The 14,715-nt window shown below is 63.4% G+C and carries 14 protein-coding genes and 1 riboswitch; of the genes, 13 read left to right on the top strand and 1 reads right to left on the bottom strand.

The window, feature by feature from the left end:
* Positions 1 to 12: 12 nt before the first annotated feature.
* From G4G27_RS12750 to G4G27_RS12690, 13 genes are all read left to right on the top strand, one after another.
* Entirely contained in the window at positions 13 to 2,280 is a 2,268-nt protein-coding gene (locus G4G27_RS12750; protein WP_183109006.1) for a TonB-dependent receptor, read from the top strand.
* An 11-nt stretch (positions 2,281 to 2,291) separates the two neighbouring features.
* Complete coding sequence (locus G4G27_RS12745) at positions 2,292 to 3,224, top strand: S1/P1 nuclease (RefSeq protein WP_183109005.1); 933 nt, start codon at positions 2,292 to 2,294, stop codon at positions 3,222 to 3,224.
* A gap of 78 nt (positions 3,225 to 3,302) precedes the next feature.
* Positions 3,303 to 3,391, top strand: a riboswitch (glycine riboswitch).
* 168 nt (positions 3,392 to 3,559) lie between these two features.
* Complete coding sequence (gcvT, locus tag G4G27_RS12740) at positions 3,560 to 4,702, top strand: glycine cleavage system aminomethyltransferase GcvT (protein WP_244624318.1); 1,143 nt, start codon at positions 3,560 to 3,562, stop codon at positions 4,700 to 4,702.
* A gap of 17 nt (positions 4,703 to 4,719) precedes the next feature.
* The gene (gene gcvH, locus G4G27_RS12735; RefSeq protein ID WP_183109003.1) at positions 4,720 to 5,091 is read left to right on the top strand and encodes a glycine cleavage system protein GcvH; all 372 of its coding nucleotides are present in this window, start codon (positions 4,720 to 4,722) and stop codon (positions 5,089 to 5,091) included.
* A gap of 166 nt (positions 5,092 to 5,257) precedes the next feature.
* Positions 5,258 to 6,616 (top strand): aminomethyl-transferring glycine dehydrogenase subunit GcvPA, encoded by a 1,359-nt coding sequence (gcvPA, locus tag G4G27_RS12730; RefSeq protein ID WP_183109002.1) that lies wholly within the window; start codon positions 5,258 to 5,260, stop codon positions 6,614 to 6,616.
* Positions 6,617 to 6,749: 133 nt separating this feature from the next.
* Positions 6,750 to 8,318 (top strand): aminomethyl-transferring glycine dehydrogenase subunit GcvPB, encoded by a 1,569-nt coding sequence (gcvPB, locus tag G4G27_RS12725; protein WP_183109001.1) that lies wholly within the window; start codon positions 6,750 to 6,752, stop codon positions 8,316 to 8,318.
* Positions 8,319 to 8,391: 73 nt separating this feature from the next.
* Positions 8,392 to 8,913: a CcdC protein domain-containing protein gene (locus tag G4G27_RS12720; RefSeq protein WP_183109000.1), complete on the top strand. Its 522-nt coding sequence runs from the start codon at positions 8,392 to 8,394 to the stop codon at positions 8,911 to 8,913.
* 10 nt (positions 8,914 to 8,923) lie between these two features.
* Entirely contained in the window at positions 8,924 to 9,556 is a 633-nt protein-coding gene (locus G4G27_RS12715; protein WP_183108999.1) for a DUF938 domain-containing protein, read from the top strand.
* Between the two features lie 205 nt (positions 9,557 to 9,761).
* Positions 9,762 to 10,091, top strand: coding sequence for a metalloregulator ArsR/SmtB family transcription factor (locus G4G27_RS12710; protein WP_202049570.1), 330 nt, complete (start codon positions 9,762 to 9,764; stop codon positions 10,089 to 10,091).
* On the top strand, positions 10,088 to 10,498 hold the full coding sequence (locus G4G27_RS12705; protein WP_183108998.1) for an SRPBCC domain-containing protein: 411 nt from the start codon (positions 10,088 to 10,090) through the stop codon (positions 10,496 to 10,498). Before G4G27_RS12710 ends, G4G27_RS12705 begins: the two co-directional genes overlap by 4 nt.
* 64 nt (positions 10,499 to 10,562) lie before the next feature.
* Positions 10,563 to 10,790 (top strand): hypothetical protein, encoded by a 228-nt coding sequence (locus tag G4G27_RS12700; protein WP_183108997.1) that lies wholly within the window; start codon positions 10,563 to 10,565, stop codon positions 10,788 to 10,790.
* Positions 10,791 to 10,795: 5 nt separating this feature from the next.
* A complete protein-coding gene (locus tag G4G27_RS12695) occupies positions 10,796 to 11,194 on the top strand; it encodes a DUF1801 domain-containing protein (protein WP_183108996.1) in 399 nt (132 codons plus the stop codon).
* Positions 11,194 to 11,652 carry a DUF1801 domain-containing protein gene (locus tag G4G27_RS12690; protein ID WP_183108995.1) on the top strand — a complete coding sequence of 153 codons (459 nt, stop codon included), beginning with the start codon at positions 11,194 to 11,196 and terminating at the stop codon, positions 11,650 to 11,652. Before G4G27_RS12695 ends, G4G27_RS12690 begins: the two co-directional genes overlap by 1 nt.
* 11 nt (positions 11,653 to 11,663) lie before the next feature.
* On the opposite strand, the gene G4G27_RS12685 is transcribed toward G4G27_RS12690, so the two are convergent.
* Entirely contained in the window at positions 11,664 to 14,501 is a 2,838-nt protein-coding gene (locus tag G4G27_RS12685; protein WP_183108994.1) for a TonB-dependent receptor, read from the bottom strand.
* Positions 14,502 to 14,715 lie beyond the last annotated feature (214 nt).

Genomic DNA, 14,715 nt, shown 5'->3' with positions numbered 1-14,715 from the left:
GGGGGATCGATCATGCGTTCAACACTCGCCATTATTATGCTCACCGCATCGGTGGCGACACCGGCTTTTGCCCAGGAAACGGAAGGGGCGGACATTCTCATCGTCGGCAGCCGCGCGCCGGGCCGGCTGGCGGACGAATCGCCGTCGCCGATCGACGTGTTCGACAGCGAGGCCCTTCAGGCGCGCGGTCTGACCGATCTCAATCGCACGCTCCAATATCTGGCGCCGTCGTTCAACTATCCGCGGACCGCGACTGGCCCGTCCGGCGCCAATACCCGCGCTGCGACGCTCCGCGGGCTGGCACCCGATCAGGTGCTGGTGCTGGTCAACGGCAAACGATGGCATTTGTCGTCGGTGCTCAATTTCAACAATGTCGTCGGGCGCGGATCGGTACCGGTCGACCTTGGCGCGATTCCGGTATCGGCGATCGAGCGGATCGAGATCCTGCGCGATGGCGCCGCCGCGCAATATGGGTCGGACGCGATTGCCGGTGTGATCAACATCACGCTGCGCTCGTCCGCCAAGGGCGGTTTCGCCAGTGTTCAATCCGGCATCACCGAGCAGGGCGATGGCCGAACCCTGGTCGCCGCGCTTAACCATGGCTTCACGATCGGCGAAGGCGGGTCACTCAACCTCACCGCGGAACTGCGTGACCGTGGCGCAACCAACCGCGCGGGCGTCGACAGCCGTTTCGGCCGCATCACCAGCGAGCAGGGTGATCCGAAATCGCTCGACCTGAACCTGGCCGGCAGTTTCCGCCTGCCGATAGGTGCGGTCGAACTCTACGCGCAGGGCATTTACGATCATCGCCGCTCGACCAGCCCGGCACAATATCGCGCGCCGGCGATCGCTCCGGCCTTTTACCCGCAGGGGTTCGTGCCGCACATCCGCGTGAACCTTGACGATGCGGGTGGTTCGGTCGGCGTCTCGGGCGACCTGGGCGCGTGGCGCTTCGATCTCAGCGACACGGCCGGCCTGAGCGACGCCACGTTCGGGGTGTTCGGCACGGTCAATACTTCTCTCGGCGCTGCCAGTCCGCGCGGCTTTGCCGGCGGCGGCGCGCGCTATTTCCAGAACGTGGCCAATCTGGACATCAGCCGGAAGATCGATTTTGCCGCCGGACTCAACCTAGCGGCGGGTGCGGAGCACCGCTACGAGACGTTCAAGCTGCGCCGGGGCGAGCCGGGATCCTATGTCGGTGCGGGAGCTCAGGGCTTTCCCGGTTACAATCCGCCGATCCCGGTCGATGAGAGCCGCCACGCCTGGAGCTTTTACGCCGATGCCGAGCTGAGCCCGATCCAGGGCCTGAACCTGGGTGCCGCGGTGCGCCACGAACGCTATAGTGACTTTGGCAACGCGACGACCGGCAAGCTGAGCTTCTTCTACAAGCCGGCTGAGGTGATCGCGTTCCGCGCCACCGCGTCGACCGGGTTTCGCGCGCCATCGCTGCAGCAGCAATTTTTCAGCACCGTCACCAGCCAGTCGAGCGGCGGCGTGCTGGTCAATATCGGCACGTTCGCGGTGTCCGACCCTGTGGCGGTCGCATTGGGTGCGGCGCCACTGCGCGAAGAACGGTCGCGCAACCTGAGCGGCGGACTGGTGCTCAAGCCCTTCAAGGGCTTCGTCCTGTCGGCCGACGTCTTCCATATCGAGATCGACGATCGCATCGCGCTGAGCGAGACGCTCAGTGGCACGGCGGTCACGGCGATCCTGCAAGCGGCGGGCATCACCAATGCGTCGCAGGCGCGCTTCTTCACCAATGCGCTCGACACCACCACGAAAGGGTATGAGATCACCGCCGACTGGACGCGGCGCTTTGGCGACATTCGCGCTAATCTCACCGCCAGCTACACCCATGTTGAAACCAGGGTGAACCGATTGGCGGTCAATCGCGTGATCCCTTCGCTGCCGCTGCTCGGTGGTCCCGCATTGCAATTGCTCACCGTAGCGCAGCCCGAGGAGAAGCTGACCTTCGCCGCGCGGATCGACGCGGGCGATTTCAGCCTCGGTGCCGATGTGGTGCGGTTCGGCGCGTTCACCACCACCTCGGTGCTGACGCCGCAGACCTATGGCGCGGTGACATCGATCGACATCACCGCCGAACTCAAAGTCGCCGATCGCCTTCGCTTCGGCATCGGCATCCTCAACCTGACCAATGCCTATCCCGACAAAACTATCGAGCGAGCGCTGACCCAGGGCGGGGGCCTGCTCTACCCTGAGGCCGGCGCGATCGGCACCAATGGCCGTGAATTTTTCGCCCGCGCGACGCTGAACTTCTGAGAGGATTCGAGATGAAACCGCCACTCGCGTTGCTGATCGTCGCTGCCATCGTTGCGCCGGCGCCCGCCAGCGCCTGGTCGCGGCCGGGGCATATGGTCGCTGCCGCCATCGCCTATGACGAGCTGATGCGCGACGACCCGGCGGCGGTCGCGGAAATGTTGCGGCTGCTCGCCGCTCACCCCGATCCCGGCCCGTTTCAGGTGGCGATCGACCGGGCCGAAGGTGCGGAGCGCGACCGGCGCTTGTTTCTGGAAATGGCGCGCTGGCCCGATGATGTACGCGGCGGCCCGGATGATCATCCAACCTGGCATTATCAGCTGCGGGCGGTGGGGAAAGGCAATGCAACCGCCGCGAAAGGATCGGGCGTGGCAGCGCTGGCGCTCAACCTTTCGGTCGCGCGTGATCCCCGGGCGCCGGCTGCCGACCGTGCGGTCGCGCTGTGCTGGATCCTCCACGTCGTGGCCGATCTCCATCAGCCGCTGCACAGCGCCGAGCGCGTCGCGCCCGATTGGCCGCAGGGCGATGACGGCGGATCGAAGGTGTTCGTGCGCGATTCGGTCACTGGCCAGCCGGTGTCGCTGCATTGGTTCTGGGACGATTCGGTCAGCCGCGACGGTGCCGCCGCGGCGGCATTTGCCCGCGCACGCGATTTGGAAACGCGCTTTCCCCGCACGCGCTTTGCCGATGCCTTGTCGCATCCGGTCGCGGCACCCGATGCGAGCGAGCACTGGCTTGCGGAGAGTCGCGCGCTCGCCGCCTCGGTGGCCTATCGCGCCGATGTGCCGCAGGCGACGTCAGCGGCCACCGCCCAGTCAGCCGCGCCGGGCTATGCCGAGGCGGTCGTGCACGTCTCGGAACAGCGAGTGACCTTAGCCGGCTATCGTCTCGCCGCCCTGCTGAAGGCGATGTTCGCGGTCCGGCCAGGTCAGTCACCTGGCAATTGATGCGTGCCATGTTCAAGACACGTTGACTCGGTTGCTGCGCCGCGTCACACCGGCCTTGTCGATGTCGGGCAACCGACATGGGCACGCGCGGGAGAGAGCCTTTCAATAGGCCGCCGAAGGAGCAACCGCCCCGGAATCTCTCAGGCAAACGGGACCGCGCGCGCCGAATCGACACTCTGGAAAGCGGCCTGGCGGCGTTCGCCCGGCCCACCGAAGGGGTAAGCCGTGCCGCCGTCAGGCGATATGGTCAAAGCTCTCAGGTCCCGTGACAGAGGGGGTGGCGAATGGCAGCGCTGTTGCGCGGCCGTGCGTCGCACCTTCGACGGAGACCGGCATTGAGCGATCATAACGACAGCCCGGGCCAGGACGGCCCTGAAATCGAAATCCAGACGCTGCCGCTCGACGCGTGGCACCGCGCGCACGATGGCCGGATGGTCGAGTTCGCCGGTTACCATATGCCGGTCCAGTATGAAGGCATCATGGCCGAACATCTCTGGGTGCGTGAAAGCGCGGGCCTGTTCGACGTATCCCATATGGGGCAGCTGCAGCTGATCGGCGACAATGTCGCCAAGGCGCTCGAGGCGCTCGTGCCGGGCGACATCTCCGCGCTTGCGCCGGGGCGGATGCGCTATTCGCTGCTGCTCTCCGACAATGGCGGCATTCTCGACGACCTGATGATCACCAATGCCGGGGATCACCTCTATCTCGTCGTCAATGGCGCGGTGAAGCAGGACGATATCGCGCATCTGCTCGATCATCTGCCCGACGATATCACGATCAATTATAACGAGGACGCCGCGCTGCTCGCGCTGCAGGGCCCCAAGGCGGTCGATGTGCTGGCGCGGCTGGTGCCAGGGGTCGAGGCGCTGGTCTTCATGCAGGCCGCACCGTTCGAATGGAACGGCGTGCCGCTCGGGATCAGCCGCTCGGGTTATACCGGCGAGGACGGGTTCGAGATTTCACTGCCAGGCGAGTCCGCGGTCGCATTCGCCGATGCGCTGTGCGCGCACGCCGAGGTCAAGCCGATCGGCCTCGGCGCACGCGATTCGCTGCGGCTTGAGGCCGGCTTGCCGCTTTACGGCCATGACCTCGATCCCGAGACGACGCCGATCGCCGCCGATCTCGGCTTTGCGATCTCCAAGCGCCGCCGCGAGGAAGGTGGCTTCCCGGGTGCCGAGCGCATCCTGATGGAACGCGAACAAGGCGCGATCCAGAAGCGCGTCGGTTTGATGATCGAAGGCCGCCAGCCGGTGCGCGAAGGCGCGGTGGTGGTCGATGCCGATGGCTCCGATGTCGGTCGCGTCACCAGCGGCGGTTTCGCACCAAGCGTCGGGGCACCGATTGCAATGGCGTATGTTCCAACCGCCATGGCGACACCAGGCACCGTCATTCAACTCGTGCAGCGCGGCAAGGTCCATCAAGCGACCGTGACCGCAATGCCATTTATTCCCCACCGCTACGTCCGGCAGCCTTTATAATCTGGGAGGCAAATGAAATGAGCCGTTACTTTACCGAAGACCATGAATGGATCGATGTCGATGGTGACATCGGCACCGTCGGAATCAGCGATTATGCGCAGGGCCAGCTCGGCGACATCGTGTTCGTTGACGTGCCAGAGGAAGGCAAGGAACTGACCAAGGGCGATGAGGCCGCAGTGGTCGAATCGGTCAAGGCGGCATCCGACGTCTATGCGCCGGCCACCGGCACGGTGCTCGAGAGCAATGACGATCTCGCCGACACGCCGGGCCTGGTCAACGAGGATCCGGAAGGCGACGGCTGGTTCTACAAGATCACGCTGTCGGACCCGAGCGAGCTCGAAAGCCTGATGGACGAGACAGCTTACGCGGCATTCGTCGCGAAACTCTAAACCCTCTTAAGCCCCTCCCTTTCAAGGGAGGGGTTGGGGTGGGTGCGAGCGTCTGCGAGCCCGAAGATGCGTCTCACCTAGCCCGAAGCTAAGGCCGGGCATCGAGCCCGCCCTTAGCTGACCCACCCCCAGCCCCTCCCTTGAAAGGGAGGGGGGAGCATGTTCGATGCGCTATCTTCCCCTGACCCAGTCCGACCGCAAGGCAATGCTCGCCGTCATCGGTGCCGCCTCGATCGACGAATTGTTCGTCGATGTGCCCGGCGTCGCCCAGCTCGACGGCCCGATCCGCGGCCTGCCGCTTCACGCCAGCGAACTCGCGGTCGAGCGGCACATGACCGCGCTCGCGCGCAAGAATGTCGCGGCGGGGGACGGGCCGTTCTTCCTCGGTTGCGGCGCGTACAAGCATCATGTGCCGGCCTCGGTCGATCATCTGATCCAGCGCGGCGAGTTCCTGACCGCCTATACGCCGTATCAGCCCGAGATCGCGCAGGGCACGCTGCAGATGCTGTTCGAGTTTCAGACCCAGGTCGCGCGGCTGCTCGGCACCGATGTCGCCAACGCGTCGATGTACGACGGATCGACCGCCTGCTGGGAGGCGATCGTGATGGCGCGGCGCATTACCAAGCGCGGCAAGGCGTTGCTCTCCTCCGGCCTGCATCCGCACTATGTCTCGGTCGCCAAGACCATGGCCAAGTTCACCGGCGATGTGCTCGACACATCGGCGCCGACGCTGACCGCGGAGACCGATATCGACCGGCTGATCGCATCGATCGACGGCGATACCTCATGCGTTGTGGTGCAATATCCCGACATCCTCGGTCGCATCGCCGACCTGACCGCGCTGGCCGATGCGTGCCATGCGAAGAAGGCGCTGTTGATTGCGGTGGTAACTGAGCCGGTCGCGCTCGGCGCGATCAAGTCGCCGGGCGAGATGGATGCCGATATCGTCGTCGGCGAAGGCCAGTCGATCGGCGTCGGGCTGCAGTTCGGCGGACCCTATGTCGGCCTGTTCGGCTGCAAGGAGAAATATGTCCGCCAGATGCCGGGGCGGCTGTGCGGCGAGACGCTCGATGCGGATGGCCGGCGTGGCTTCGTGCTGACGCTGTCGACCCGCGAGCAGCATATCCGGCGCGAAAAGGCGACCTCGAACATCTGCACCAATAGCGGCCTGTGTGCGCTGGCCTTCTCGATCCACATGACGCTTCTCGGCGAAGCAGGCTTGCGCGCGCTGGCCGAGACCAATCATGCCGGCGCATCGGCGGCGGCGGATCGCTTGGTGCAAGTGCCCGGAGTCGAGCTGGTGACGCCGGCATTTTTCAACGAATTCACCATCAGGCTGCCGCAGGAAGCGCGTCCCGTCGTGCGGACGCTGGCCGAGCGCGGTATTCTGGCGGGCGTATCGCTCGGGCGGCTCTATCCGGACGAGGCAGAACTGGCCAACGGGCTGGTCGTCGCGGTGACCGAGACGACGACGGCGGAGGATGTCGAGGCGCTGGCGACCGCGCTGCAGGAGGTGTTGGCATGACCCACCTTTCTTCCGTTCGCCCTGAGCTTGTCGAAGGGCCGTTCTTCCTTTGCTGCCGTCGACAAGAAGGGCCGGGCTTCGACAGGCTCAGCCCGAACGGGGTTGAGGCAGCGCGCAATCACGAGGTGCTGGCATGACGATCAACGCAAGCGGCTGGCGTCCCGAAACGCCTGTAGCCGGCAACAGCACGGCGCCGACCTTCACCGGCAACAAGGGGCTGATGCTCGAAGAGGCGCTGATCTTTGAGATCGGCTCGACCGAAACCACCGGCATTGAAGTGGCGCCCCCGGTCAAGGCACCCTCGCGTCTCGGCACGCTGGGCCGGGCAAAGCCGATCGGCCTTCCCGGCCTGTCCGAGCCCGAGGCGGTACGCCATTATACGCGCCTGTCGCGGCAGAATTACGCGATCGACCTCGGCCTGTTCCCGCTTGGGTCATGCACGATGAAGCACAACCCACGCCTCAACGAGAAGATGGCGCGCCTGCCCGGTTTCGCCGATGTCCACCCGCTCGCGCCGGTCGATACGGTGCAGGGCGCGCTTGAGGTGATCCATCAGCTCGCGCACTGGCTGGTCACGCTGACCGGCATGCATTCGGTCGCGATGAGCCCCAAGGCGGGCGCGCATGGCGAGCTGTGCGGCATCCTGGCGATCCGCGCGGCGCTCGAAGCGCGCGGCGAGGGGCATCGCAAGACAATCCTGGTGCCGGAAAGCGCGCATGGCACCAACCCGGCGACCGCCGCCTTTGCCGGCTATGCGGTCGAGGATATCCCGGCGACTGCCGAAGGTCGGGTCGACCTGGCGGCGCTGACCGCGCGGCTCGGGCCGGACGTGGCCGGCGTGATGATCACCAACCCCAATACCTGCGGACTGTTCGAGCGCGATATGCGCGCGATCTCCGATGCGGTGCATGCGGCGGGCGGGCTGGTCTATTGCGACGGCGCCAATTTCAACGCGATCGTTGGACGCGTCCGTCCGGGCGATCTCGGCATCGATGCGATGCACATCAATTTGCACAAGACCTTCTCCACGCCGCATGGCGGCGGCGGACCGGGGTCGGGGCCGGTGGTGTTCTCGGAGGCGCTGAGCCCCTATGCGCCGCTGCCGTTCGTCGAGCAGACGAGCGACGGCTTCCGTCTGGTCGAGGAAGAAACAGCCGATGAGCATCATGACCAAAGCTTTGGCAGGATGGTCGCGTTCCAGGGTCAGATGGGCATGTTTACGCGGGCGCTGACCTATATCCTCAGCCACGGCGCAGACGGACTGCGTCAGGTCGCCGAGGATGCGGTGCTCAACGCCAATTATATCCTGCGCTCGCTCGACTCGACGCTTGATGCGCCGTTCGGGACGTCGGGACCCTGCATGCACGAAGCGCTGTTCTCGGATTCGAACCTGGCCGAAGGTTTCTCGACGATCGATATCGCCAAGGGCCTGATCGACGAGGGCTATCACCCGATGACGATGTATTTCCCGCTCGTAGTGCATGGCGCGATGCTGGTCGAACCGACCGAGACCGAGAGCAAGGCGGCGCTCGATCAGTTCATCGGCGCGCTGCGCTCGGTCGCGGAACGGGCCAAGGCAGGCGATGTCGCGCTGAAATCCGCGCCGCACTTCGCGCCGCGCAGCCGGCTCGACGAGACGCTGGCGGCACGCAAGCCGGTGCTGGTGTGGAAGGATCCCGAACTGGCCCAGGCGGCGGAGTAAGCCCGTCACGATTGCGCTGTGGATCGCACTGCGCAAGGAGCGTAGTGCGATTCGCGGTTAGTCGAGGGGCGAGATGCAGGTTCAGGCGGTCCATCCAAATCAGCTCATTACCTACGCGATTACCGGTGTAGTCGTCGCGATCATACTGTTCTTCCGCATCCGCCGAATGAGCCGCGCCCGGCCGCTCAAGCTGGAGCGGCTGTGGGTGTTGCCGGTGGCCTATCTGCTGCTCGCTATTTTCGTGCTGAGTCAGGTCCCGCCGGCGGGCATGACATGGCTCTATTGCGCGCTCGCGTTGGTGTTCGGTGCGGCGTTGGGATGGCAGCGTGGCCGGATGATGCGGATCAGCGTCGATCCCGAGACGCACGCGCTCAACCATCAGCCGTCGCCGGCCGCGCTCCTGTTCATTGTCGTGCTGATTCTGGTGCGCTTCGGCGCCCGGGAATTGGCGCAAATGAACGGCGCGGTATCGCACCTGAACGCGCTGGTGGTGACCGACGTGCTGATCGCCATGGCGCTCGGCCTGCTCACGGCACAGCGAGTGGAGATGTATCTGCGCGCCAAACGGCTGCTTCAAGCGGCGCGAGCGGCTTGAGCCGGGAAGGATGACCGGGCCAGCGCCCTGGGTCGTGGCCGAAGCGGGCGTGGAACCGCGCAAGCATGCGCCGGCGACGCTGCGCAACCGTGAGGCAATCGCCGCCGTGCTGCGCGATATCCTGCCGGCGGCCGGGCTGGTGCTGGAAATCGCGAGCGGCTCCGGCGAGCATTGTGCCTATCTCGCGACCGCTTTCCCCGCGTTGGACTGGCAGCCGAGCGATCCTGATGTCGGCGGGCGGACCTCGATCGCGGCATGGTGTCACGGGCTGGCCAATGTCCGCCCGCCGCTCGATCTCGACGCCGCGACCGGCGACTGGCCGATCGATCGCAGCGATGCGATCCTGTGCGTCAACATGGTGCATATCAGCCCATGGGAGGCGACGCTCGGTCTGCTGGCAGGGGCAGGACGGCTTATTCCCAAAGACGGGCCGCTGATCCTCTACGGGCCGTATCGCCGGGACGGCTATCCCACCGCGCCGAGCAACGAGGCGTTCGACGAATCGCTCAAAAGCCGCGATCCGCGCTGGGGATTGCGGCGGGTCGAAGATGTCGTTGCTGCGGCCCTGAAACAGGGCATGACGCTGGAACGGGTTGTCGAGATGCCCGCCAATAATCTGATCCTGGTGTTTCGCCGCAGCTGATCTCATGGCATCGGCGGTTGCCCGTCCCGAACTCCGGTGCGCCATCAATGCATAACCAGTGAGGCATTCTTGGAGCAGGGCAGTTTAAGGCTCAAGCAGCAGCTGAGCTTCTCCAAAGCGCCTGCCGGCGGGATGTACTCCATCTCGGCTTGACTCACATATATCTCGCCGGTTATGGGTTAATCCATAGCCAGAGAGTTATAAAATGCCGACACCCAACACCCACGCCATGATCTTCAAGACGCTCGCCGACCCGACCCGATTGGCTATTTTCGAACGGCTGTGCCGCGATGGAGAGCAGACGGTCGGGGCGCTGACGGCACGCGCCGGGGTTTCGCAACCGGCGGTCTCCAAACATCTCGGCGTGTTGAAACAAGCCGGGCTGGTGCGTGATCGACAGGCTGGCCGGCAGACCCATTACAGCGCGCAACTCGACGCGCTTTCCCCGCTGATCGACTGGACCAGCCAGATGGCCGGTTTCTGGCAAAACCGGTTCGATCGCCTTGAAGACTTGCTGAAAAGGATGGACCAATGACCAATATTGCGACCGAAACGCGCTCCGTCATTGTCGAGCGAGAAATGGCTTATCCGCCGGAAAAGATCTGGCGCGCGCTCACCCAGCCGCATCTGATGGAGGAATGGCTGATGAAGAGCGATTTCAATCCAACCATCGGCCATCGTTTCGATTTTCGCGCGGACTGGGGCACCGTCGATTGCCAGGTCCGGGAGGTCGAGGCGAACAAGACGCTGTCGTATAGCTGGGATGCCCATGGCCTCGAAAGCATCGTGACATGGCACCTCACGCCCACCGCAACGGGAACGCATTTGCGCATGGAGCAAACGGGCTTCCGGCCGGATCAGCAACAGGCCTATCATGGCGCCAAGGCCGGATGGCCGCGCTTCCTGGCAAAGCTGGAACAGGTTCTGGCACGGCCTGATTGACGTCCGCTCGCGCAACCTAAAGCCAGGTTTTGGCAACGCCATGTTCTCGCAAAAGGAGGTCCCATTGACCTGGAACAACTGGATTCGACAGTTTCATCGCTGGGTGTCGATCGTTTTCACGCTCACCGTCATCGCCAATTTTGTCGTCCGGGCATGGGGGGAGCCGCCGCTCTGGGTGACCTACTCGCCGCTGCTCCCGCTCTTCTTGCTCTTGTTCAGCGGCCTGTACATGTTCGTGCTGCCCTATGCCGTCAGGGCGCGCGGCGGGCGACGCGCCGGCGCAGTGGAGTGAACGCGATGAGCAAGAGCGAATCCGAAACCGACTTGTCCCCGTCGGAGATGATCGACCAGAGGATCAAGGAGCTGGGCGACTGGCGTGGCGAGATGCTTGCCCGGCTCCGCGAGGTGATCAGGCAAGCCGATCCCGAGATGGTCGAGGAATGGAAGTGGAGAGGGGTTCCCGTCTGGTATCACGATGGGATGGTCTGCACTGGCGAGACCTACAAAAGCGCCGTCAAGATGACCTTTGCCAAGGGGGCGGCGCTTGACGACCCGTCGGGCCTTTTCAACTCGAGCCTCGACGGCAACACCCGGCGTGCGATCGACTTCCACGAAGGCGACGAGATCGACGAGGAAGCATTGAAGGCGCTTGTCCGCGCCGCCGTGACGCTGAACGCGGCCCGCGCCCGCCGCTGATGACGGGCAAGGCACCCAGCAAATCGGCGAAGGGCACAAAGGCCATTGCTGCCGAGCCGATCCTCCTTTCGAGCGGCAATCCACAGATTGCGAAGGGAGATGGCGACGCGCCGGTGCAGGCGTATATCGCTGCGATGCCGGGCTGGAAACGCGATCTGGGGATGCGCCTCGACGCGCTCATCGTGCGGATCGTGCCCGATGTGCGCAAGGCGGTGCGATGGAATTCGCCGTTTTACGGCGTCGAGGGCCAGGGGTGGTTCGTGACGTTTCACGTCCTGACCCGCTACGTCAAAGTAACGTTCTTCCGGGGCATGTCGCTACGGCCGATCCCGCCCGGCGGCACCAAACGCAGCAAGGAAGCACGCTGGATCGACATTCACGAAGGCGATGAATTCGACGAGGCGCAGATGGCGGCCTGGATGACCCAGGCCGCCACGTTACCCGGCTGGATTCCCTAGCCGCGCAGCGCTTAGAATTCGACCGTCGCGCCAAAGAATATGGTGCGGCCGAGTGCGTCATATGTGCCCGGATAGGTGTTGCCGTTTCCGAACAAGGACAGCAGCCCGGCGTCGATCGCCGGTGGATCCTTGTCGAACAGATTGTTCACGCCCATGCGGAGCTTGAAGGATTTGGCCACCGCGATCGTCCCGGCGAGATCGAAATAGCTATAGGCGTCGATCCGGTCGTTCACCACCGACGAGCCGTTGACCTTGGTCGCGCCGATATAGCGCCAGGACAGTGACAGTGTCGCATCCTGCGGCAGGGCCCAGGTGGTTCGCAAGACGTGGCGCCATTTCGGCAAAGGCTGGCCGCAAGTCGGGCCATAGAGGCCTTTGCAGTCATAAGTGCCGAGGCCGGGCAGGGGCTCGGCAATCCGGTTGATCAGATAAGTGCCGACCAGGTTAAGGTTGAGCTTGCCAAGACCGCCCAGACCCAATGTGTAATCGGTGACAACGTCGATCCCCGATGTCTTGAGATAACCGGTGTTGAGCGTCGTTGAGACGATATAGCCGTCCGTTCCGAAGATTGCGCCGCTCCGGGGGTCGCGGTGAAACAGGCCGCAATAAAATGGATCCTGCGTTTCCGTGCACTGGTCGACGATCAGCGCGGGGTCGATCGGACTGATGTAGTTTTTCACCTTGATGTTGTAATAATCGACTGAGAGAGAGAAATTGCGGATCTGTTGGGGCGTCAGCACCAGACCGATCGTATAGGTATCGCCGATTTCCGGCTTTAGGGCCAAATTGCCGCCGCCGAGCGCCGAACAGACATCGGACGGACAGTCGATAATATGACCATATTGCGCAGGGGTGACGCCGGTCAGCGCGCACGTCGCCGCGCTGACAGATGGCGTCGCGCCTGAACACGGATCCACCGCCGATACATTGCCGATCTGCTGCGATGCGAACAATTCGCCGATATTAGGCGCGCGAATGGCATGGTTGTAGCTGGCGCGCAGACGCAGCATCTCGATCGGGCGCCAGGTCAGTTCGCCCTTGTACGTCCATACGTTGTAGCTGGATCCGAAACCGGTTGACCCTTGCGAATTCTTATATGCCGAATAGCGCGCTGCGCCGTTGAGTGTGAGTTCGCGGAAAAACGGTTTGTCCTGGATAAGCGGCACTTCGAGTTCGCCATAACCTTCGATCACCCGGATGCTGCCATCGGCATCAGTCGTGCCGCCTTGCTTGGCGACATCGTCGGCGGTGAATTTAAGCGTCTCGAGCCTGTGCTCAGCGCCAAGTACCAGCGAGATTCCGCGCGAGGCCCAAGGACTGGTCAGGCCATAATTGCCGAGATCGCCCGTAATCGTACCCGAAAATACCGTCAGGCGGTTACGACCGGCGGTATTGCTTGGGCTGAACAGATAGGCGGCCTGATCGGCGGTCACGCCATTGGCCTGGAATACATTTACCGGCACGCACGCACTGTCGGTGCCGTTCACCACCGAACGGCAGGTCGGAACGCCGCCGACATTGACCACGTCCAGCGCCCGCTGCGCCTTCACATTGTCGACATTGTTGAGATAAGTTTCGTCGAAATTCACTCGTGAATGCAAATAGTTGAGGTCGTAGCTCAAACCGTTTGCAATCTCGCCGCGAACACCGGCGGTCCAGCGGTAATCCTGATGCCGGAGATCGTCGCGGCGCGGCGCGATCGCGAGGCGATAGCCGATCAGCGTGGGCTGCAAGATAGCGCTCCCCGCATCGGCGCCGCATAGCGCACTGGCCTGACTGCTGCTCAGCATTGGGCTGTTGCACGGCACGTTGAATGTAGTGCCAAGGAACAGTGCCGATGGCGCGGCCTGCGAGAAAGTGTGATCCCGCATGAACATGAAGCTGCCATAGACCTCGGCGGCCGGGCTGAATTTGAACTTCGCGAACGCGCCGGCCGAGTAGCGATTGTCCGAACGCTGGAAATAATTCGTCGGCGCATAATTATAGGCGAAGCTATTGTCATACGGCACCCAGTTCGGGCTGCCATCCTTTGCATTGGTGAGCGTAATGCCCTGATTTGGTCCGGCTAACGGGGCGAATGTGCCATAAGGCGTGTTGCTGGACCCCCCGCAAGTCAGCGCTGTCCGAGGGTCGTCAATCGACTGCAATGCGCAAGCGGACACGTCGCGATTCGACTGCAGCACGGGGTCGAAATGACGATAGCCTGCATACATGGTGATGTTGCCGCGGCCTTCGGCGAAATTCTTGCCGAACGCGATATTCAGGTCCTGCTTGCCGCCGTCCACAACTTTTCCTGGCGCCAGGTCGAAGCCGCGGGCGCGCATGATCGAACGGACCGCTTCATTGTTGTTGTCATGTTGCGCGAAGCCGACTTGCGCATCGGCCCTGAACCCGTCGAGATTGTCCTTCAGGATGAAGTTGACGACCCCGGACAGTGCGTCCGAACCATAGACCGCCGATGCACCGCCCGAGACGACGTCGATCCGCTCGACCAGCGCGCTGGGTACGAAATTCAGGTCGATTGCCTGTTGCGGCAGGAGGCGCTGGCCGTTGAGCAGGACCAGCACGCGATTTGAACCGAGATTGCGCAAATTGATGTTCGCTGTGCCGTCCGAGCCGTTCGACACATTCTCGTTCGAATCCGCGGTGAACTGCGGCATGCGATTCAGCACGCCCTCGACCGTCGTGGCGCCCTGATACTGGATTTCCTGGCTTCCGATGACGGTCATCGGGCTGTTGCTCTGAAGATCGGGGCGGCGGATGCGCGTACCGGTGACCACGATATCACCCCCGGGCTCACTGGCTTCGGGCGCAGGATCCTCCGATGGCGTTGGCGCGACCTGAGCCATCGCACTTGTCGACAACAATGATGCCACCAAGGCGGCAGAAGCTACCGCAAACTTGCCCTTTGCCACGCCTATTCTCCCTTTTTTATCTCCGTCGACAACTATCCCCAGTCTCTCATAGCGTCAACTATCTTATACGATATTCGATATACACTCATGCTTATCCCTTGGCGTCAAAAATGTGACGCAAAGCCAGTTTGTTACTGGCTTCAAGGCG

Source organism: Sphingomonas sp. So64.6b (assembly GCF_014171475.1).
Classification (GTDB): Bacteria; Pseudomonadota; Alphaproteobacteria; order Sphingomonadales; family Sphingomonadaceae; genus Sphingomonas; species Sphingomonas alpina_A.
The sequence above is the reverse complement of the archived record's forward strand: the minus strand, read 5'-3'. Positions and strand labels throughout refer to the sequence as shown.

Excerpts from the sequence above, each read along its gene's own strand:
- G4G27_RS12695 (WP_183108996.1), top strand. The coding sequence starts at position 10,796 with ATGAGCAAGAGCGAATCCGAAACCGACTTGTCCCCGTCGGAGATGATC.
- G4G27_RS12745 (WP_183109005.1), top strand. The coding sequence starts at position 2,292 with ATGAAACCGCCACTCGCGTTGCTGATCGTCGCTGCCATCGTTGCGCCG.
- G4G27_RS12705 (WP_183108998.1), top strand. The coding sequence starts at position 10,088 with ATGACCAATATTGCGACCGAAACGCGCTCCGTCATTGTCGAGCGAGAA.
- G4G27_RS12690 (WP_183108995.1), top strand. The coding sequence starts at position 11,194 with ATGACGGGCAAGGCACCCAGCAAATCGGCGAAGGGCACAAAGGCCATT.
- G4G27_RS12685 (WP_183108994.1), bottom strand. The coding sequence starts at position 14,501 with ATGGCTCAGGTCGCGCCAACGCCATCGGAGGATCCTGCGCCCGAAGCC.
- gcvH (WP_183109003.1), top strand. The coding sequence starts at position 4,720 with ATGAGCCGTTACTTTACCGAAGACCATGAATGGATCGATGTCGATGGT.
- G4G27_RS12720 (WP_183109000.1), top strand. The coding sequence starts at position 8,392 with ATGCAGGTTCAGGCGGTCCATCCAAATCAGCTCATTACCTACGCGATT.
- G4G27_RS12750 (WP_183109006.1), top strand. The coding sequence starts at position 13 with ATGCGTTCAACACTCGCCATTATTATGCTCACCGCATCGGTGGCGACA.
- G4G27_RS12710 (WP_202049570.1), top strand. The coding sequence starts at position 9,762 with ATGCCGACACCCAACACCCACGCCATGATCTTCAAGACGCTCGCCGAC.
- gcvPB (WP_183109001.1), top strand. The coding sequence starts at position 6,750 with ATGACGATCAACGCAAGCGGCTGGCGTCCCGAAACGCCTGTAGCCGGC.
- G4G27_RS12715 (WP_183108999.1), top strand. The coding sequence starts at position 8,924 with ATGACCGGGCCAGCGCCCTGGGTCGTGGCCGAAGCGGGCGTGGAACCG.
- gcvPA (WP_183109002.1), top strand. The coding sequence starts at position 5,258 with ATGCGCTATCTTCCCCTGACCCAGTCCGACCGCAAGGCAATGCTCGCC.